The sequence below is a fragment of the Pararhizobium sp. genome (assembly GCF_965279435.1).
Taxonomy (GTDB): domain Bacteria; phylum Pseudomonadota; class Alphaproteobacteria; order Rhizobiales; family Rhizobiaceae; genus Pararhizobium.
Map to the genome: position 1 here is coordinate 126,385 of NZ_CBDIHY010000001.1, position 19,608 is coordinate 145,992.

The 19,608-nt window shown below is 58.4% G+C and carries 16 protein-coding genes and 1 pseudogene; 12 read left to right on the forward strand and 5 right to left on the reverse strand.

Annotated features, from left to right (window positions below; all coding sequences use genetic code 11):
* Positions 1–45 precede the first annotated feature (45 nt).
* Together ACQY8Q_RS00600 and ACQY8Q_RS00605 are read left to right on the forward strand one after the other, a co-directional pair.
* Positions 46–885: an alkaline phosphatase family protein gene (locus tag ACQY8Q_RS00600; protein ID WP_428423604.1), complete on the forward strand. Its 840-nt coding sequence runs from the start codon at positions 46–48 to the stop codon at positions 883–885.
* A 193-nt stretch (positions 886–1,078) separates the two neighbouring features.
* Entirely contained in the window at positions 1,079–1,237 is a 159-nt protein-coding gene (locus tag ACQY8Q_RS00605) for a hypothetical protein (protein WP_428423995.1), read from the forward strand.
* A gap of 33 nt (positions 1,238–1,270) precedes the next feature.
* Here the strand turns inward: ACQY8Q_RS00605 and ACQY8Q_RS00610 are convergent.
* Positions 1,271–1,456: pseudogene (locus ACQY8Q_RS00610) on the reverse strand (ArsR/SmtB family transcription factor); the annotation flags it as partial.
* Positions 1,457–1,557: 101 nt separating this feature from the next.
* On the opposite strand from ACQY8Q_RS00610, the gene ACQY8Q_RS00615 reads away from it, so the two are divergent.
* Together ACQY8Q_RS00615 and ACQY8Q_RS00620 are read left to right on the forward strand one after the other, a co-directional pair.
* Positions 1,558–2,658 (forward strand): NADH:flavin oxidoreductase/NADH oxidase, encoded by a 1,101-nt coding sequence (locus ACQY8Q_RS00615; RefSeq protein ID WP_428423606.1) that lies wholly within the window; start codon positions 1,558–1,560, stop codon positions 2,656–2,658.
* Positions 2,659–3,118: 460 nt separating this feature from the next.
* Positions 3,119–4,069 carry an IS481 family transposase gene (locus tag ACQY8Q_RS00620; RefSeq protein ID WP_428423608.1) on the forward strand — a complete coding sequence of 317 codons (951 nt, stop codon included), beginning with the start codon at positions 3,119–3,121 and terminating at the stop codon, positions 4,067–4,069.
* A 59-nt stretch (positions 4,070–4,128) separates the two neighbouring features.
* Here ACQY8Q_RS00620 and ACQY8Q_RS00625 read toward each other — a convergent pair whose 3' ends face one another.
* The 4 genes from ACQY8Q_RS00625 to repA form a co-directional block, all read right to left on the reverse strand.
* Positions 4,129–6,642 carry a DNA translocase FtsK gene (locus ACQY8Q_RS00625; protein WP_428423610.1) on the reverse strand — a complete coding sequence of 838 codons (2,514 nt, stop codon included), beginning with the start codon at positions 6,640–6,642 and terminating at the stop codon, positions 4,129–4,131.
* Between the two features lie 77 nt (positions 6,643–6,719).
* The gene (gene repC, locus ACQY8Q_RS00630; protein WP_428423977.1) at positions 6,720–8,030 is read right to left on the reverse strand and encodes a plasmid replication protein RepC; all 1,311 of its coding nucleotides are present in this window, start codon (positions 8,028–8,030) and stop codon (positions 6,720–6,722) included.
* A 232-nt stretch (positions 8,031–8,262) separates the two neighbouring features.
* Positions 8,263–9,267, reverse strand: a complete 1,005-nt coding sequence (gene repB / locus ACQY8Q_RS00635; protein WP_428423612.1) for a plasmid partitioning protein RepB — start codon at positions 9,265–9,267, stop codon at positions 8,263–8,265.
* Between the two features lie 166 nt (positions 9,268–9,433).
* The gene (gene repA / locus ACQY8Q_RS00640) at positions 9,434–10,660 is read right to left on the reverse strand and encodes a plasmid partitioning protein RepA (protein WP_428423614.1); all 1,227 of its coding nucleotides are present in this window, start codon (positions 10,658–10,660) and stop codon (positions 9,434–9,436) included.
* 566 nt (positions 10,661–11,226) lie between these two features.
* On the opposite strand from repA, the gene ACQY8Q_RS00645 reads away from it, so the two are divergent.
* The 8 genes from ACQY8Q_RS00645 to ssuD all read left to right on the forward strand — a co-directional run bounded on the left by ACQY8Q_RS00645 (position 11,227) and on the right by ssuD (position 19,435).
* Positions 11,227–12,399 carry an ABC transporter substrate-binding protein gene (locus ACQY8Q_RS00645; protein ID WP_428423616.1) on the forward strand — a complete coding sequence of 391 codons (1,173 nt, stop codon included), beginning with the start codon at positions 11,227–11,229 and terminating at the stop codon, positions 12,397–12,399.
* Between the two features lie 133 nt (positions 12,400–12,532).
* Positions 12,533–13,393 (forward strand): branched-chain amino acid ABC transporter permease, encoded by an 861-nt coding sequence (locus tag ACQY8Q_RS00650; protein WP_428423618.1) that lies wholly within the window; start codon positions 12,533–12,535, stop codon positions 13,391–13,393.
* Between the two features lies 1 nt (position 13,394).
* On the forward strand, positions 13,395–14,402 hold the full coding sequence (locus ACQY8Q_RS00655) for a branched-chain amino acid ABC transporter permease (protein ID WP_428423620.1): 1,008 nt from the start codon (positions 13,395–13,397) through the stop codon (positions 14,400–14,402).
* Complete coding sequence (locus ACQY8Q_RS00660) at positions 14,399–15,163, forward strand: ABC transporter ATP-binding protein (RefSeq protein ID WP_428423622.1); 765 nt, start codon at positions 14,399–14,401, stop codon at positions 15,161–15,163. Before ACQY8Q_RS00655 ends, ACQY8Q_RS00660 begins: the two co-directional genes overlap by 4 nt.
* A complete protein-coding gene (locus ACQY8Q_RS00665) occupies positions 15,144–15,860 on the forward strand; it encodes an ABC transporter ATP-binding protein (RefSeq protein WP_428423624.1) in 717 nt (238 codons plus the stop codon). Before ACQY8Q_RS00660 ends, ACQY8Q_RS00665 begins: the two co-directional genes overlap by 20 nt.
* Before the next feature lie 142 nt (positions 15,861–16,002).
* A complete protein-coding gene (locus ACQY8Q_RS00670) occupies positions 16,003–16,395 on the forward strand; it encodes a hypothetical protein (RefSeq protein WP_428423626.1) in 393 nt (130 codons plus the stop codon).
* A 229-nt stretch (positions 16,396–16,624) separates the two neighbouring features.
* Positions 16,625–18,022, forward strand: coding sequence for an FAD/NAD(P)-binding protein (locus ACQY8Q_RS00675; RefSeq protein WP_428423628.1), 1,398 nt, complete (start codon positions 16,625–16,627; stop codon positions 18,020–18,022).
* A 243-nt stretch (positions 18,023–18,265) separates the two neighbouring features.
* On the forward strand, positions 18,266–19,435 hold the full coding sequence (gene ssuD / locus ACQY8Q_RS00680; RefSeq protein WP_428423630.1) for an FMNH2-dependent alkanesulfonate monooxygenase: 1,170 nt from the start codon (positions 18,266–18,268) through the stop codon (positions 19,433–19,435).
* Positions 19,436–19,608: the final 173 nt, after the last annotated feature.

The window sequence follows — 19,608 nt, forward strand, 5'->3', positions numbered from 1 at the left end:
AGAAAAGGCGGCGCATCCTGCCAGCACAGGTAACCGAACAGCACCATGCCTCTTCGCAGCAAACTTCTGCTTATCATTCTCGACGGCCAGCCCTGGCGCACCGCGCGGCGGCTCATGGGCAATCTCGAGGGTTGGGTCCAGGCCGGCGAGGCGCAGGTCTGGAAGATGCGCTCCGTGCTGCCCTCCACCTCGGCATCCTGCTACGCCTCGATCCATACCGGCGTGCCGCCCCAGGTCCACGGCGTCCTGTCCAACGAGACGCTCTTTCGCGTCGAGCAGCCCGACATCTTCTCCGAAGTTTCAAAGGCCGGCGGCAAGACAGGCGCCGTCACCCATTCGTTCTGGTCAACTTTTTTTCAACGCGCGCCCTTCGATATGGTGCGTGACATCGAGTATGACGAGGCGGCTGGCCCCATACATCACGGCCGTTTTCATACGATGGCAGGCTACAACCACCAAAACCAGATGACACCCAGCGATCTCGATCTGTTCGCAACGCTCACCATGCTGACCGAGCGGCATTCCATCGACTACGGCATCCTGCACACTTGTACGCTGGACAGTATGGGGCATCGATATGGCCACGATTGCTCGCAGATGGACGCTGCCTGCTTTACAATCGACGCTCAGCTTGCCGCTTTCCTGCCGCGCTGGCGCAAGAATGGCTACGAAGTCATCGTGACAGCTGACCATGGCCAGACCGGCCGCGGACATCACGGCGGCCATGATGACGACATGCAGGACTTTGCGTTTTACTGGTTCGGCAGCGGCGATGGCCTGCCTGTCGATACCCTCCTCGACCAACTCGACCTCGCACCCACTGTTTTGTCTAGGCTCGGAGTGCCTATACCGGCGAGTATGAAGGGAAAGCAATTCTTGTTTTGAAAGTGCAATCCCCCACGAGTCGTGACCGAGACAGTAGCGTCCGGCCGCCACATGTTGACGCGCGGATCAGAGGCATCATGTTACGTGTCGCAGCGTTCGAGAGCGCGATGTCTTGCTGCCTACGGACGACGTTGTCGGGAGGTTGGGACTTGCTGCTCGCGCCATTGCCCGACGCCGAGCAGGAATGGCATTGTTGGCAGACTTCTCCGAAGCGCAGTTTGGTCAGTTTGATCACGAGGCGGACTTAGGCCGCACCCTGCCCTGCCCTGCTGTGGATCGCGGCCTCAACAACGTCTATCAGGCCAGGGAAGCGCTCATTCAGCTCGGCACGCCGAAGTGCGTTCATATGTGAGACGCCTTCATTGCGTGTCCACACAAGGCCTGCTTCACGCAACACCCGAAAGTGATGCGATACGCTGGATTTTGGCCGGCCACCATCTAGCGCACTGCAGGTTGCTTCGTCTGTAACGCAGAGCTTCTGCACAATCTCAAGACGAACGGGATCGCTAAGCGCGTAGAACACTTGCTCGATGCTGATCTCGTGCAGGGCTGGATGCTTCATGATTCTCATATCACCATCTTTATCACCGATCTCGCCTTCTCGCTATTGTTCTATTGTAATCGAACTAACGAATGGATAGATCAGGCTGACCTTTTCACTGGAGTTTACGAATGCCAAGACTTTTCGACACCTTCAAGCTCAAGGGCGTTACCCTACGCAATCGCATTGCAGTCTCGCCCATGTGCCAGTACATGGCGACGGACGGCGTGGTTTCCGATTGGCACCTTCCCCACTACGCGGGCTTGGCGCGTGGCGGCTCGGGTCTGGTCGTCCTTGAGGCAAGCGCCGTCTCAAAGGAGGGCCGGATTACGCCCGGCGATGTCGGCATCTGGAACGACGCCCAAGCCGAAGCGCTTCGCCCGATCGTCCAGGCTATCAAGGCTGCAGGTTCTACGCCTGGCATCCAGATTGCCCATGCCGGCCGCAAGGCGAGCGCCAATCTCCCCTGGGAAGGCGACGATCATATTGCCGATGGCGACCCGCGCGGCTGGCCGACCATCGCACCATCGGCGCTGGCCTTTGGCGGAGATCTCGGCAAAGTGCCTACCGAGATGACGAAGGAAGACATTCTTCGCGTACAGCAGGATTTCGTGGCTGCGGCAGCACGCGCGCGCGATGCCGGGTTCGAATGGCTCATGCTGCATTTCGCGCACGGGTATCTGGCGCAGAGCTTTTTCTCAGTCCACTCTAACCAGAGAAGGGACGAGTATGGCGGAAGTGCCGAAAACCGCGGCCGTTTTCTGCTGGAAACACTCGCGGCTGTTCGCAAAGTCTGGCCTGAGAATCTTCCGCTGACCGCTCGTTTTGGCGTGATCGAGTTCGACGGTCGCGATGAAGAAACCCTCGAGGAATCGATCGCCCTGGTCAGCCGTTTCAAGGACGCAGGTCTTGACGCCATCGATGTTAGCGTCGGGTTCTCCACACCCCAGGCCCAGATTCCCTGGGGGCCGAATTTCCTGGCCGAGACAGCCGCACGCGTCCACACAGAAACTGGCCTGCCAGCATCGACCAGCTGGTTCATCAGCGATCCCGAGCAGGCCGACGCGCTCATCCAGAGTGGAAAGACCGACCTGGTGATGCTGGCCCGGCCGCTTCTTACAGATCCGCACTGGCCTTATGCCGCAGCCAAAGCGTTGGACATCGAAAATCCGGCCTGGGCGACGCTGCCGCCACCTTATGCACACTGGCTGGCACGTTATCGTACCAACTGATCTTCGACACGCTGGCCGCGTGCCTCGACCCAGTCAGGTTTCGGGGCATGCGGGTTCCCGATCGGCGCGATGGAGTCGATGTGTTGATCGCGGCGACGGCTCTAATTCATGGGCCGACGGTCGGGACACGCAAAGTCAAGGACTTCAAAGTTGCCTGCGTTATCATGGTCGATCTCCGGCTTAAGTGATTTCGGACCGTGTACTTAAACCGGACTTTTTTTCAAATAAGCGCACCACTCGTAACGTGGTTACAACGACCGATAATGTTGCATTATCGGTCGCATATCATTTAACCTCGACAACCGTACCTAAAATCACTGACCCTATCAGCGAATTCGCTTTCCGGTAGTTCCGGTACTCTGCTTTACAGAATACCCAGCAGGCTCCCCTACCGTTGGCCTAGTTGTTTGATCCCGGGTTTTGATGGTGCATTATTTTCCCATGCCTGGAGGGATGCACTATGGGGCAGATTTTACACGGCAGCGCCACGACGACTGAGGCAGTCCGTCGAGTAATGCAAAATAGTCAAGAGAGCCTGAGGGCGCTTTCGAAGCACTATGGGATCAACCAGAAGACGGTTACGAAGTGGAAGAAACGGACTTTTGTTTCCGATCTGGCCACCGGCCCCAAAGAGCCGAAGTCGACAGTCTTGCCACTTGAGGAAGAGGCCGTGATTGTCGCGTTCCGCAGACATACTCTGCTGCCACTCGACGATTGCCTCTATTCTCTTCAGCCGACCATTCCTCACCTGACGCGCTCATCGCTGCACCGATGTCTGCAACGGCACGAGATTTCCAGACTGCCAGAGGTCGAGGGTGACAAGCCGGCCAAGAAGAAATTCAAGTCCTATCCCATCGGCTATTTTCACATTGATATTGCTGAGGTTCAGACCGCCGAGGGCAAACTCTACCTCTTCGTCGCCATCGACCGGACGTCCAAGTTTACCTATGTCGAACTGCACGGGAAGGCAGGCAAGATGGCCGCAGCCCAGTTCCTGCGCAATCTGGTCAAAGCCGTTCCTTACGCAATTCATACCGTGCTGACGGACAACGGAATTCAGTTCACCAATCGCACCCGTGACATCTACGATTTCGGCCACATCTTTAATCGGGTCTGCGACGAAAACGGTATCGAGCATCGGTTGACCAAGGTGAAACATCCCTGGACGAATGGTCAGGTCGAGCGGATGAACCGCACCATCAAGGACGCAACCGTAAAACGCTTCCACTACGATGACCATGCCCAACTGAGAACGCACCTCAAAGACTTCGTCGCAGCCTACAATTTCGGGCGCCGCCTCAAGACACTCGAAGGCCTCACTCCATACGAATTCATCTGCAAATGCTGGACAATGGAACCCGAACGTTTCAGGTCAAGTCCGATCCATCAAATGCCGGGACTGAACACCTAGGAACAGCGCCGATCCCACCGAAGTTCACAACACCCTATACGCCGGAACCGCCAGCCCGCCTATTCTTCATCGCCGGTTGGCATTTCTGCGACTTCGCGGCCTGCGGACAGGATCGATCGTTTGCCGACGTGGTTTGCCGATCCGACCAGCCCTTCCCGCTCCATCCGCTCGACCAGCGACGCGGCTCTGTTGTAACCGATCTGCAGGCGGCGCTGGATGTAGGACGTCGAGCATTTCTTGTCGCGCAAAACGATCTTGACCGCCTTGTCGTAGAGGTCGTTGCCGTCTTCTTCCGCCATTGCACCCTTGTCGAAGACCGCAGCGTCCTCTTCCACCGGCCCGTCGATTTCCTCGGCATCCTCTGTCACCGTACCGAGATACTCCGGGCGCCCCTGCGTCTTCAGGTGTGCGACGACCTTTTCGACTTCCTCGTCGGAGACGAACGGCCCGTGCACACGGGCGATCCGGCCGCCGCCGACCATATGCAGCATATCCCCCTGCCCCAGCAGATGCTCGGCGCCCTGCTCGCCCAGAATGGTGCGGCTATCGATCTTCGAGGTCACCTGGAAGGAGATGCGGGTCGGGAAATTAGCCTTGATCGTGCCAGTGATAACATCGACCGACGGGCGCTGTGTCGCCATGATCAGGTGAATACCGGCAGCACGTGCCATCTGCGCCAGACGCTGGATCGCGCCTTCGATCTCCTTGCCGGCGACCATCATCAGGTCGGCCATCTCGTCGACGATGACGACGATGTAAGGCATCGGTGCGAGATCCATTTCCTCCTGTTCAAAAATCGGCTCGCCGGTCGAGCGATCAAAGCCGGCCTGGACACTACACAGGATCGTTTCGCCCTTTGACCGGGCCATTGCGGCGCGTGCATTGTAACCATCGATGTTGCGCACACCGAGCCGCGACATCTTGCGATACCGGTCTTCCATCTCCCGCACGGCCCATTTCAAAGCCATCACTGCCTTTTTCGGGTCGGTAACGACAGGCGTCAAGAGATGCGGGATGCCGTCATAAACCGACAATTCCAGCATCTTTGGATCGACCATGATCAGCCGGCATTCCTCCGGCTTCAGCCGGTAGAGCAAGGACAGGATCATCGTGTTGATGGCGACCGATTTGCCGGAGCCCGTCGTCCCGGCGACCAGAAGATGCGGCATTTTCGCAAGTTCGGCGATGACCGGTTCGCCACCAATGGTCTTGCCAAGGCAAAGCGCCAGCTTGAAGCGCGTCTCCTGATAGTTTTCCGACTCGATCAGTTCGCGGAAATACACCGTTTCCCGCACCGGGTTCGGCAACTCAATACCGATGACATTGCGGCCTGGCACAACGGCAACACGCGCCGACAGCGCCGACATCGAGCGGGCGATATCATCGGAAAGACCGATGACACGCGAGGATTTCACACCGGGCGCCGGTTCGAATTCGTAAAGCGTAACGACAGGACCGGGGCGAACGTCGATGATCTCGCCGCGGACACCGAAATCTTCAAGCACGCTTTCGAGCAGGCCAGCGCTCTGCTCCAGCGCTTCCTGGGTGATTACCGCGGTTTCCTGGACGGACGGTTCCTGCAGGAGGTCTATCGGGGGAAAGACATATTCGGCTGCACCAGGTTCTGTCGTCATTTCGGGGATGGCCATGAACGTATCCGGACGGACAGCCCGGATCGGTCTGGAAACCGCCACAGGCGGCTTAATGATGCGCACGGGTTCGACCAGGCTTGCGACCTCGGCAACAACCGGCCGGATTTCTTCTTCGACAATCGGTAAAGGCGCGGTGATGGGCACGGACCGGCTGACAACGGGTGCAGCAACGGGACGATCGGCCGCCTTAACACCGATTTCGCGATAAAGTGCCGTGACCGAACCCGCAGGAGAAACAACCTCTGGAGGCTGCCAATGCATGACCGGCGTCAGAGCATTGATATCGGCCTCCATATCCAGAGTGTCCCAGAACACTTCGTCGGACACGTAAAGGAAGGAACCGGTGCGCTTGACCGTCGCTTCGGTCAGATCTCCAGACACTTGCTCCTCTCCAGCCGGAAAACACGCCAGGTCGATATCGGCAAGACCTGCATATTCGACCGCAGGGGCTTCATTCAAGGATGTTTCAAGTTCCTGCCTCAAACGCAGCGAAAGCAACTGAATTCCGGAAACAGCCAGCGTGTCGTCAAGAACGGGTTCGATAACCGGCAAATAGTCTTCGACTACCGCGATAGTTTCTACGACTTCGGCAACCGGTTGCTCAGCCGGGACTGTCTCCTCGGCATCCTTCCTGGGGTCGCTGGCCGGCCGCTTCGAATAGACACTCTCCGGGGTGCGGGTGAAGCGCACATTCGGGCCAAGCACAAAAGCGCTCTGCCACACCGGGGCCTCCCCTCGCCCCTCAATTTCAGCCATCGCATCGGTGTCCGCTTCAAGGAGGCCTTCATCGCTTTTCACATCGGCGGGAGCGCCGTAGATGCGGCGTTGCGGCTCCGCTTTTCCCAGATGATTGTCCGGTTCTGCGGGCTGATCCCCAGTGTTATCGAAGCCGTTCGAAAAGTTGGTTCGGGAAAGACGCATAGGGACCTGCTCACTCAAAATTCACGCGTAATGGGCACACCCCTTTTCAATAGAAAATAAAGGTTAATCAGCCCTTTCTAGCCGGCCCTTCTCAGAGAATTTTCATTCGCCCGCGCAAGCGACATAATCATCGGGCCGATGGCAAATTCACCCTTTTCCGCCCGCCGCGTCAGGTCCCGCAGGTAGCCGCCGGCGGAGTTGATATGCCCTGCCCGTTCCAGAATGCAGGCAATCACCGTCGCTGCATTTTCGGCCCCGAGTATTTCGCACGCCTGCTGATAGGCATCGGGGCTGACCCCAAGCATCGACCGCACGACAACAGCGGCGGCCATCAGGTCTCGCCAGCTTGAAATCGCTCCTCCAGAGCCATAGAGGATGATTTCCGGGCATGCCTGGAGCACCAGAGCCAGCGGGAAGGCTTTCACCTTGCCAGTTGCCGCCGAGGAGTTTTGTTCGCCCTCGCCGGTTGTCGCAGCCGCGCTGTTTGGTTTGCCGTCGCCATCACGCTTTTGCCGCGTCATCGCCGTTCTAGGGGGCATTTGTCCGGGTTCTGAATTTTCGCCCTGCCATTTTTCATTGGCAGGTTCAAATTCAGAAATAGATTCGGGATTTGAATTCTGTATATGCCGATCATTTTGGAAGGGATTGCCGCTTATATCTTTAGTTTTAAGCTGCATTACCAATTGGTTGACGATCTCTTCCCGCAACGTTTCCATTTCACCCAGCGTTGTCGTCACTTCCATTGCCGTCGGTGTGCGGGGAATTGCCGTTACAAGAGCGCGGAAATGGGTCGTGGTCATCTCCCAGTTGCCGCTTGCGCCCTCTTCCAGTGCAGCCTCGATCAGCTTGGCGACGTCGCGGCGGCACAATGTCAGCCGTTCGCGCAACCGCCGCAGCTGCAGCCGCTCGGCGACCACTTGTGCTGCGAGTTCCTCCAGTTCGTCGGCACGGGCAAGCAGTGGCGCAAGAGAAAACCCGAAGGCATCGTCGATAGCGCCCGTACTGCCCCGGCGCACGTAGCGCTTGCCATTCGGACTGTCTTTTCGGACGATCAGTCCGGCCTGAACCAAAATCGCCAGGTGGCGCCTGATCGTCTGTTCGGTCATGCCGTGGGATCGCAGAGATAACTGTGCGTTTGATGGGAACACCACAAGACCATTGGTCTCGGACAGCTCATCTTTCGGGTAGAAGCTGAGCAATGCGCTCATCACCGCCAACGCACGGTCGGTCACCCCAATCAGCGGCCTGGCTTCACACAGCGCCCGATAGAGTTTCCACTTATCGATGCTTTTACCGTCTTCGATATCCCGAGACACAAGTTGGCTTGCCAACATGCCAAGCGTCATCGGCCGCCGCCCAAAAGGCGTCGTTACACTTCCACTTTCCATCGCCTCTGCCTTTCGCAAGGACAAAGCTATCCGGCACGTCGAAATGACGTCTATCTCGATGAAGAGACTTGACTACGATTCCAGGAAGTGTGATTCTCTCAGTCGCCAAACAGTCGAGAAGGGCTTCCGGAATAGATTTCGGGGGCCTTTTTCTTTGCCTAATTTTCCCTTGTGACTATCCTTCGATAGCGGTTGATCTAAAGGCCCCTGCACTGCAGGGACCCGGTATAAGCTATTGCCGACCGCCCTGTTTCAGGCTTGCCGTAAATTCCGCATAAAGTTCGTCCAATCGATCGGCGAGATATCCGCCGAACTCGGGAACCTGTCGTTCGTCAAAAACGATTCGCGTCTGGACATCGTCGCGCTCGATGCGCGCCGCCTTGCGTCCCTGTGGGCTTTTCCATTCCTGAGCTTTCGGCTTCCGTTTTGCTGGTTCGGCTCCAAGCATTTCAAAGACACGGCTAAAGCGTGCGTCGCTATCACCGGCCAGAAAATCCGGTCCGGTGATCAGCGCTTCAAGCATATGCTGCTTGCGCTCTGCCCGATCCACCAATGCCGCCCACCGCGCCCGGCCGGCTTTTGGCGCCGGCCCGATCGCCTGAACAAGGTATTCGGGAATGCTTCTGGCTATGCTGATGTAGCGGCTGAGATCAGCCTTGTCGGTCGAAAGTGCCGCCATGATCGTGGTGCGATCATAACCGCCATCTTCCAGACGGCGCGCAAACTGCGCCTTCTCGATATAAGAAAGGTCCTGCCGGTCGAGGTTCTCTTTCCCTTGCGCGATGACAAGCTCGTTATCCGTCAGTGTCTGGACAATTGCCCGCACTGTTCGCCCAAGCAGCGCCGCTGCACGCAGCCGCCTGCGGCCATAGGCGACCTGGAAACGTCCGGGCGACTTCGGTTGCGGCCGGACCAGGATGGGAACCTGCTGGCCGTTTTCGCGCATACTATCGACCAACGACTCAAAGCCCGGATCAACAGTGATGGAAATGCGGTCGCTGACCGAAGAGTGGTCAATCAGCGATGGGTCAAGATCAACCACCGACGAACCGGAAGCCAGTTGCTCCTGCAATCTTGCAGCACTACGAGCACCTTCAGTCATTTCCTGCAGCGATGCGCCCATCGCCGAGATCGCACCGCTGCGGACGCGATCGGTGTTCTTCTCGACACCAGCGACCGGCGCCGATCCTTCGGGCTTTCGCATGAACAGCGTGTTGACGGTATCTTTTCGGCTCACAGCGGGCCACCTTCATTCAATCGTAAAGCGCGATCGTTGGGAGTTCCCAACGACGATGTTCTGACGGAAAAACTCGCACTCGCCGTCGTTCCAACAAGCACCTTGGTGTCTCGGAAACCTGTCGTTGGGAGTTCCCAACACATCAACTGCGGCGCGTGAAGCAAACTCATCTTGGCGTCCGTCCCCAAGCCTGTCGGATGAGGGACTCGATCTCGCTGTTGACGGAATCAAGGGCTTCCATCGCCCGGTCGTATGTTGACCGGGTAAGGTTTTCGCGGCCGATCTCGTAAAGCGTTTGCTTCGTCAACCCGGCGTCGGAGACAGCCGCCGACTTCACCATCGGATTGGTCATGACATGGTCATCGAACAGATTGCGGAGGAGGGCGGCGACTTTCGTCTGCGGCGCATCCTGCGGTTCATAGCGCGTGAGCAGATAACGGATGAAATCGTATTTCAGTTCGCCACCCGCCTCGCGAACGACCGCGAGAAGATCATGCGTCATCAGAAGAAACTGGCTCATCGACGCAACGTCGAGCATCTGCGGATGAATGGTCACCACCATCGAGGTTGCGGCACAAAGTCCGCTCAGTGTGAGGTAACCCAACTGGGGCGGGCAGTCGATCACGACAACATCGTAATTGTCGGCAACTTCATCGAGGGCGCGCGCAACGCGCGTGAAGAAAATCCCATCGGCATCCCGGGCACCTGTCGTCAGGGCGCGGGGCGTCGTGTGCTCAAACTCCATCAGTTCAAGATTACCCGGAACGAGATCGAGGCCATCAAAATACGTATTGCGGATGACGTCGGCCAAAGGCCGCTTCTCGTCGTCGTAACGGATCGCCGCATAGAGCGTCTCGTTCGACTTCACGTCCGTTTCCGGTAACACACCGAGCAGCGCCGAAAGGCTCGCCTGTGGATCGAGATCGACGGCCAGAACACGGTAGCCTTGCAGCGCCAGATATTGGGCGAGATGGACCGAGGTCGTGGTCTTGCCGGAGCCGCCCTTGAAATTGGTAACGGCTATCACCTGCAGATGATCCTCGGGACCACGGCGCGGTACAAAATTATAGGCTTCGCGGCCACGCGCCGTTTGCGCCATCTTTTCGCGCAATTCGTTGATCTGGCGTAGGGTATAGAGACGGCGGCCGTTGCTGGTCAGATCCGGTTGTGGTCCTTCGCCAGCCAACGTCATCTTGCGCAGCGTCGAATCCGAAACGCCCATCAACTTCGCTGCCTCGCCAGAGGTGAACCGGCGCAAGGTCTTGTTTGCCGTTGGCGGAAAGAGCGCTTCGCTGATCGCCTGGAGCTGCGAGCTGATGATTGCCGCATGATCTCCGATCGTCTCATCGACGGTCTTCCGCTCAATCTTGGACGCTCGAATGGCATTGCTCACGTTGAAAAACTTTCGTCACGGTAAAATGGCCCGATGGGAGATATAACCGTGACGATACGCAACGCAACGATTCGTGCAAGAAATTATTGGTTAACAGTTGCTTACACCGGAGAGGTTAGAAACTGAATCTACGGCGCTTGCCAACACGTTTCGCCTATGAATCCAAAGCGTTCCTGTTTTTGCAAATGTGCCAGAGTGAAAAACGCGCAAGGAAATGATTCATGTGTGTAATTCTGATTTGGGCGACGTCCTGACCAATGAGGGGGAGGGGAGCCAAAAGCGACTCACTCGCATCCGGTTTAGAGTCTCCACTACAACCACCGTTTTGTCGCGTATATTTGACCGCTTCAACGGCCTAAAACTGCTTCCGAAAATGCGGCAACGGTAAACGCAATGGCCACGGCGATCACGCTCAAAGGCTCTGAACCATAATCAAATGCATATGGAATCCCTTTTGATATTTCATTTTACATTACCATTCGGCATGACAAACTGAGACCAGCTGCTTTGCCAGTCATTCTGTGCCGGTTCTTCGGGAGCATGCCGGCCATTCAGGGAGGAGAAACATGAAACGGGCCATCATCGCCGCGTTTGCGGTCATCATCATGGGTAGTGGTGCCTATGCCGACACGATCAAGATCGGTGTCGTCGGTCCATTCTCCGGACCATTTGCGCTGCAGGGCAAAAACTTCAAGGCGGGTATCGACGCCTATATGGCGATGCACGGCACGACGATCGGCGACGACACTGTCGAGATCATCTACCGCGACCTGCCGGCTGCCGATCCGGCCCAATCCAAGGCGCTGGCACAGGAACTGGTGGTCAAGGAAAAGGTGCAATATCTCGCCGGGTTCTATTTCACGCCAGATGCGATGGCGGTCACACCGATCCTCAAACAGGCGAACGTGCCGCTGATCGTCATGAATGCCGCAACATCTGCGATCGTCACCAAGAGCCCGCTGGTGGTGCGCACGTCCTTCACCACCTGGCAGACCTCGACGCCGATCGCCAAGGTGGCGCATGACGCTGGCGTTGCCAAGGTCATTTCCATCGTCAGCGACTACGGCCCGGGCATCGACGCCGAAAATGCCTTCAAGGCCGGCTTCGAGAAAGAGGGCGGGGCAGTCGTCGAAGCGATCCGCATGCCGCTTTCCACCAACGATTTCAGTCCTATCATGCAGCGCATCAAGGATTCCGGAGCGCAGGGCGTTTTTGCCTTTCTGCCATCCGGTCCGACGACACTCGGCTTCGTAAAAGCCTACAATGAAAATGGGCTGAAGGCTGCCGGTATCAAGTTTTTTGCGCCTGGCGACCTGACACAGGAATCCGACCTGCCGGCTCTCGGTGATGCGGCCCTCGGCATCCAGACGACGTTCCACTATGCGGTTTCCCACGACTCCCCGGAAAACAAGGCCTTTATCGAAGCTGCCTCCAAGGCGATCGGCAATCCAGCCGAGCTTTCCTTCCCCTCGGTCGGCGCGTTTGACGGCATGAATGTCATCTACAAGATGATCGAGGCGACCGGCGGAGAACAGGACGCGCAGAAAGCCGTTGATGCGGTAAAGGGCCTGTCCTGGATCAGCCCGCGCGGCCCGGTTTCGATCGATCCGGAATCGCGGCACATCACGCAGAACATCTACCTACGCGAAGTGACGAAGGCGGATGACGGTTCCTATTACAACAAGGAAATCCAGACGTTCGAAAAGCAGGGCGATCCTGGGCTCGCGGCCGTCAAGTAAACGTCCCGGCGGCAAATCGTATCGGCATATAGTGGCGAAGACCGTGTTGCCGATACCTTGCCCTGATTTCGCGATTGCGGGGGGAGGGGAGGGCTCTCCCATCTCCCGCCAACAACCGAGTGGACATCGCCCGATGCAGACCTTCAGCATAGCCATCGACGCTCTTGCCTATGGCATGGTGCTCTTCGTCATTTCGATTGGCCTTTCAGTCACCATGGGTCTGATGCGCGTCGTCAATCTCGCCCACGGCGCCTTCGCGATGATCGGCGGCTATATCGCCTCCTATGCAGCGCAAGACCTTGGCCTCAACTATGCCGTCGCCGTTCTTCTGGCTGTTGTCGGCACCGTAATCATCTCCATCCCGATCGAGCGGCTGCTTTACCGGCGGATTTATGGCGCGCCCGAGTTGACACAGGTGCTAATGACCATCGGCATCACCTTCTGCATTATCGGCATCGCCAACTATGTCTTCGGCCCGACGCTGAAAACGATCCCGTTGCCGCCCGCGTTGCAAGGTTCGGCCGACCTCGGCTTCCGCACGATCGCCGTATACCGCCTGTTTGCCATCGTCTGCGGTCTGGCAGTCGCCGGTGCACTCTGGTACGCGATCGAAAAAACCGCCTTCGGCGTCAAGTTGCGCGCCTCCGTCGACAATGCCTCTATGGCTGCCGCTCTCGGCGTGCGGACTGAAATCATCTACGCAGTCAGCTTCTCGGTCGCGGTCGGTCTTGCCGCTTTTGGCGGTGTGCTGGGTGCCGAATTGCTGCCGGTTGAGCCTTATTACGCCCTGCGCTACATGGTGACCTTCCTGGTCGTCGTCTCCGTTGGTGGCGCCGGCTCCATCCCCGGAGCCCTCCTCGCCTGCCTTGTGCTCGGCGGCATCGATACGACAGGCCGCTACCTCATGCCGGAATTCGGCGAATTCTTCTTCTACCTCGCGGTCATCGCCATCATCTGCATTTTTCCGCGTGGCCTTGCCGGACGGGCGCGCTAGGATGACAATGATCATGAACCACGAAACCGTCACCAAGACGCGCGCCCCGAACCGCAGCACCGGCCGCGATCTGCTCGGCATCGGCGCCATCATCGCTTTCGCAGCGGTCGGCTATCTCCTGTTTCCCGACAATCTGGCGCTTTTGACCCGGATCATCGCCATTGCGCTTCTCGTTCTGTCGCTTGATCTGGTCACCGGATATTGCGGCGTTGCGACTCTTGGCCATGCTGCCTTGTTTGGCTCCGGTGCCTATGCCGCAGGGATTGCGGCGGCGCATTACGGTATCACCAACCCCTTTCTGATGACGCTTGCCGGTATCTTGGGCGGAGCCATTGCGGGTCTGGTCTGCGGTGTCATCATCCTGCGGGCACACGGATTGCCGCAGCTGGTCCTGTCGATTTCACTGATCTACCTCTTCCACGAATTCGCCAACAAGGCTTCGTCCTGGACAGGCGGCAGTGACGGCTTGTCGGGAATTTCACCCGACCCGCTGTTCGGCACTTATGAGTTCGACCTCTGGGGGCAGACGGCATATATCTTCGGCGTTTTTCTGCTGCTTTCCGTCTTTGTGCTGTTGCGTGTCCTCGTGCGCTCGCCTTTCGGTATGCTCTGCCGTGGCATCAAGGAGGATCCACTGCGCATCATGGCCATGGGCGCTTCCCCGAAAGTCACGCTGATCAAGATGTATGTCATTTCCGGCGCTGTCGCCGGCGTCGGCGGTGCCCTGAATGCGATCTCGACACAGGTCGTCGGCCTCGACAGCCTGTCCTTCACGCAATCGGCTGAAGCCCTAGTCATGCTGGTTCTCGGCGGCACCGGCTCGTTGTTCGGGGCGCTGATGGGTACGGTCGTGTTCATGCTGTTTGAAGATTATGTCTCGGCCGCCAATCCCTTCCACTGGTTGACCATGGTGGGCGTCCTCCTGATCGCGGTCGTCCTGTTTGCGCCCAAAGGGCTTTACGGCACTGCCGCCGGGTTCATCGCCCGCCGCCTGGAGAAACGCACATGAGCGCGGTCTTCGATGTTCTCAATCTAAAAAAAGCCTTCAGCGGTCTGACGGTCACCAACGACGTCTCCCTGTCGATGGCGCCTGGCGACCGGGTGGCGCTGATCGGCCCGAACGGCGCAGGGAAAACCACCTTCGTCAATCTCGTCACCGGCAATCTGCGGCCGGATTCCGGCGAGGTTCGTCTCAACGGTGAAACCGTCACGAAAATCGATGCCATCGGCCGCGTCCGGCGCGGGCTGGTCCGCTCTTTTCAGGTGACGCGGCTGTTTCAGGAGATGACACCGGCCGAACATGTGGCCCTGGCCATCCTGCAGCGGGACGGACGCGCCGGAAAGATGTTCGGCAATTTCCTATCCATGCCCGGTGTCATGGACGAGGCGAGCGCGCTTCTGGCCAAGCTCGGTCTGGCCGATCTGAAGCACCGCAAGGTGAGCAAGATCGCCTACGGACAGCAGCGCCTGCTCGAAATCGCCATGGCGCTGGCCCTCAAGCCGAAAGTGCTGTTGCTCGATGAGCCGGCCGCCGGCGTGCCGCAGAGCGATACCGGCCGTATCGAACAGGCCCTGGCCGATCTGCCGGCCGACCTTGCCGTTTTGATGATCGAGCATGACATGGATCTGGTCTTCCGTTTTGCCAAGCGGGTCATCGTGCTGGCCGCCGGCACTATCATCTTCGACGGCTCACCCGCCGACGTCACCAAGGACGCCGCCGTGCGCGAAGCTTATCTCGGGAGCTATGCCAATGCCAGCCACGCCGCTTGACGTCGAAAACCTGTCGGCCGGCTATGGTCCGACACGGGTCCTGGAAAACGTCTCCTTCTCGGTTCCCGCCGGACAGCGCCTGGCAGTGCTTGGGCGCAACGGCATGGGCAAGACGACGCTGCTTGCCACACTGGCCGGGCAGACAAAACGCTATGACGGGCACATCCGTATCGGCGCAACCGACGTCACCGGAATATCCAGTGCCTTGCGCGCCCGCACCGGGCTTGGATACGTGCCGCAGACACGGTGTATCTTTCCGACGCTGACGGTGGAGGAGAACCTTTTTGTCGGCCTCAAGGACAGGCCAAAGAGCGATCTGCAGGATGCTTATGCGATGTTTCCTCGTCTTTTCGAGCGCAAGGGAAATCTTGGCTCGCAGCTATCCGGTGGTGAGCAGCAGATGCTGTCGACGGCACGAACCATTCTCGGCCGCCCCACGGTGCTGTTGCTTGATGAACCGCTCGAGGGGCTGGCGCCGGTTATTTGCGAAGAATTGATGAAGGCATTTTCCGAACTGGCCAGCACTGGCAACATGACCATCGTGCTTGTCGAGCAGCGCATCCAGAGCGCACTTGATTTCGCCGATCAGGTCATTGTGCTTGAACGGGGCAGGGTGGCCTGGAGCGGCACGCCGCAAGCACTGGCCTCTGACCATGAGACTGTAAACCGGCTGCTTGGCGTCGGCGGGCTGCATTGATGCAGAGGCCCCCGAGAGGGCCATTTAAAATCATCTCAATTTTATTTTGAAAACGAGGGAACAATTCGCCTTCCCGTGCATTTTTGCGTCAGGTCGATTTCTGTCGGCACCAACCACCGTTCACAACGATGAGGATGTGCAGATGAACAACCGTCTACCCGAACTGCATGAAGGCCATGCCCCGATCACACTGCATCTGCTGTTTCGCGATGCACTGGAAGCCTACGACGATTGGGGGGATGAAACAGACGTTCCGCTGGTTTTCCACCTCGGCATGCCAGTGCCGATCGGGCAGGTGTTCGATCATATGCGCGATTGCACCGATATCCTGCCGAATAACATGGTCAGCGCCATTACCGAGCGGCTGACCAAGCCCGGGAACAGCAACAACTCGCTGGACAATATGACGTTTTCCACGGCGGCCAGGGTGATGTGCGTCGTCATCCGCAAGAGACAGCTGCAACGCAGCGGCACCGACATCGGCGTTTTCCTGCGCCGGTTTGAAAAGTTGCGGTCGAGCCGCGCTGACCCTTGACGTTTCGGGTTTCCAAGCCACTTCCGGCTCTACCGGAAGTGGCATTTTCAACCGCGCACTGGATAAGTAACGGAAACATATCGCGTTTTAACAGGCCGTGAAAACGGCTTGATAGGATGGGTTCTCCGTGTTTAAAATGGCAAATTACATGCCGCATATTGATGAACTGGCGTTTGAGTAGGGGTGCCAAGGTTCAACATCCAGCCGCATGATGCGGGGAGGAAATGATATGACGGTTCGTGGTCTTTCGTCGCCCTTCAGTCCGCAGAGCGATCAGCCGTTGCAGATCGCCATTGTCGGCCGGGGCTTTTCTGGCCTGATGATGGCAATCGCCCTGTTGAAGTCGGTCAACCAGCCTTTCCGGCTGCGCATGTTCGATCCTCGCCCGATCATCAGCGGCGGCCAAGCACTGGCCACAGCGCACTCCACCGAAATCCTCAACAGCCGCGCCCGCGACCTCTCCGTATCGACCGGCGAGCCGAAGGACTTTACCCGCTGGCTGCAGGCGAATGCGCCATTTCGCGAAGCTGTTACGGCTGCAATCCCCGGATTTGGTCAAATCTTTGTGCCGAAGGCGACGTTCAGCGACTATGTCTATCAGCGTTTCTCCGAAGCGCTGGCGCAGCGCACTGATGTGACTGTGCAGATGTCCAATGAGGGCATCACCCATATCCGCCGCAACGACAACGGCCAGTTTACGCTCAGCATCGCCGATGGCGGCGAGAGGATCTATAATACGGTTGTGCTGGCGACCGGCTACGGTTTGAAGCCGCCGCTGGAGACAACCGAGCAGGATATGGATGCGCTTCTGCTTGAACGTCCTGAGGCGCGCCGGCATGTGATCGTCATGGGCAACGGCCTGCGCGCCGTCGATCAGGTTTTGCAATTGCGCGGCGGCGGCTTTACCGGCCACATCACCATCCTGTCGCGCCGCGGTTTCCTGCCACAGCCGCATACAAGAATGCCGGCCGACGCGGTCTTCCCAACGCAGCCGATGCCATCGCAGCTGCGCAATATCGTCCGTTTCGTGCGCGACGCCTGCGCGGAGGCGGAAGAAAACGGCTGGAGCTGGCAGGCCGCAATGAACGGCCTGCGCAAACGCGCCCGCACCCTTTGGGCATCCCTGCCACCCAGTGAGAAACGGCAGTTCAACCGGCACCTGCGCGCCATCTATGACAGCCATCGCAATCGGCTTCCGGCCGATGTGCATGCAAGACTGGAACGCGAATTCGCCAGCGGCCTCACCGAGTTGAAGCGCGGAACCACCCTCAAACGCACTTCGGATGGCCTTCTGGTCCGCTGGGCCGGCCAGTCAGCGGAAAGCCATTTTGCCGCCGACGAGGTGATCGACTGCCGCTGCCTGTCGCCAGACCTCAAGGATCCTGTTGTGGTCGAGCTTCTCGAGGCAGGCCTTGCAGCGACAGACGAACTCGACCTCGGCCTCGCCGTCAACCCATCCGGTGAACTGCTGACGCCGAAGGGCCGGCCGGCCGGCCTCTTCGCTGTGGGTCCGCTTGGTCTCGGTTCGCTACCGGATATCGATCTTGTTCCGGAAATCGTCACGCAGACCTATGCGGCGGCAACCCTGATCGGCGCCCGATCGCTGCCGCAATTGCAGGCGAGCTGACATCGGGCAGTTGCTCGCCGGCAAGCCGACACCACGCGCGGTATTTCCCGGCTTGGGCCTTACCATTTCCTGCAGTTAACCGACGCGCTGTTCGCCCCCGGGCGTAACGCCTCAAGAAGGCTGCAAACGCGAACGGATTTTCCATACACGAGAAAATTTATAGATATTATAATTTTGCGATCACGGCCGATCCCGGAAAAACTAGGCGATGACCTATTTCGTATCCGCTGGAGACAATCGCATATGAGCACCGTTCCGGAAAAGATCGACGTTCTCTGGTTTCTGCCGACCCATGGCGACAGCCGTTATCTCGGCACTTCGATCGGCGGCCGCAATGTCGATCTCAACTATCTGAAGCAGGTCGCTCAGGCTGCCGATACCCTCGGCTATTTCGGCGTGCTGATCCCGACCGGCCGCAGCTGCGAGGACAGCTGGATTGTTGCGTCTGCGCTCGCACCTTTGACCGAGAGACTGCGCTATCTCGTCGCCGTACGCCCAGGCCTGCTCAGCCCGACGCTGGCCGCCCGCATGACCGCGACGCTCGACCGGATTTCCAACGGCCGCCTGCTGATCAATGTTGTCACCGGCGGCGACCCGATCGAGAACAAGGGCGACGGCATCCACTATTCGCATGAGGAACGCTACGAGGTCACCGAAGAGTTCATCAACATCTACAAGGCCGTGCTGCGCGGTGAAGACGTCACCACCAAGACCAAGCATTTCGACATCGAAGACGCCAAACTCCTGTTCAAGCCGGTGCAGGAACCACATCCGCCACTCTATTTCGGCGGCTCTTCTGGCGTCGGCCAGCAGGTTGCGGCCCGCACGATCGACAAATACCTGACTTGGGGCGAACCGCCCGAGGATGTCGAGAAGAAGGTCGCTGAAGTGCGGGCGCTGGCGGAAGCCGAAGGTCGCGAGGTCACCTTCGGTATCCGTCTTCACGTCATCGTCCGCGAGACGGCCAAGGAAGCATGGACTGCTGCCGACGAACTGATCAAATATGTTGATGAAGACACGATTGCCGCAGCCCAGAAGGTTTTCCAGCGGATGGATTCCGTCGGTCAGAGCCGGATGAGCAAGCTTCATGGCGGTAGCAAGGACAAACTGGAGATCAGTCCCAACCTGTGGGCCGGTGTCGGTCTCGTGCGCGGCGGGGCAGGGACCGCGCTGGTCGGCGACCCCGACCAGGTCAAGGCCCGCATCGATGAATACCGCCAGATCGGCATCGATACCTTCATCTTCTCGGGATACCCGCATTTGGAAGAAGCATACCGGTTCGGCGAACTCGTCCTGCCCAATCTGCCGCTCAACCATCCGGTCAAGACCCACAAGGCGAGCGCCAATACCGGTCCGTTCGGCGAAACGATTGCCGGCGATCACCGTCCGAAGCTCAAGGTGTCGCAGTCCTGACGGGGATAAAGCCTGGACCGGCGTTTTTATTCGTGACGCCGCGATTAAATCGTAACGTTCAACCGTTAACCAGGGCAGTGGCTACGGGACAGCCGCTGTCCACTTCCGGTTGACAAGCTCAAGGCGAGCCTAAAGAGTAAACCGGTCAAAACGGCAGCGTTGGGGAGGACTTT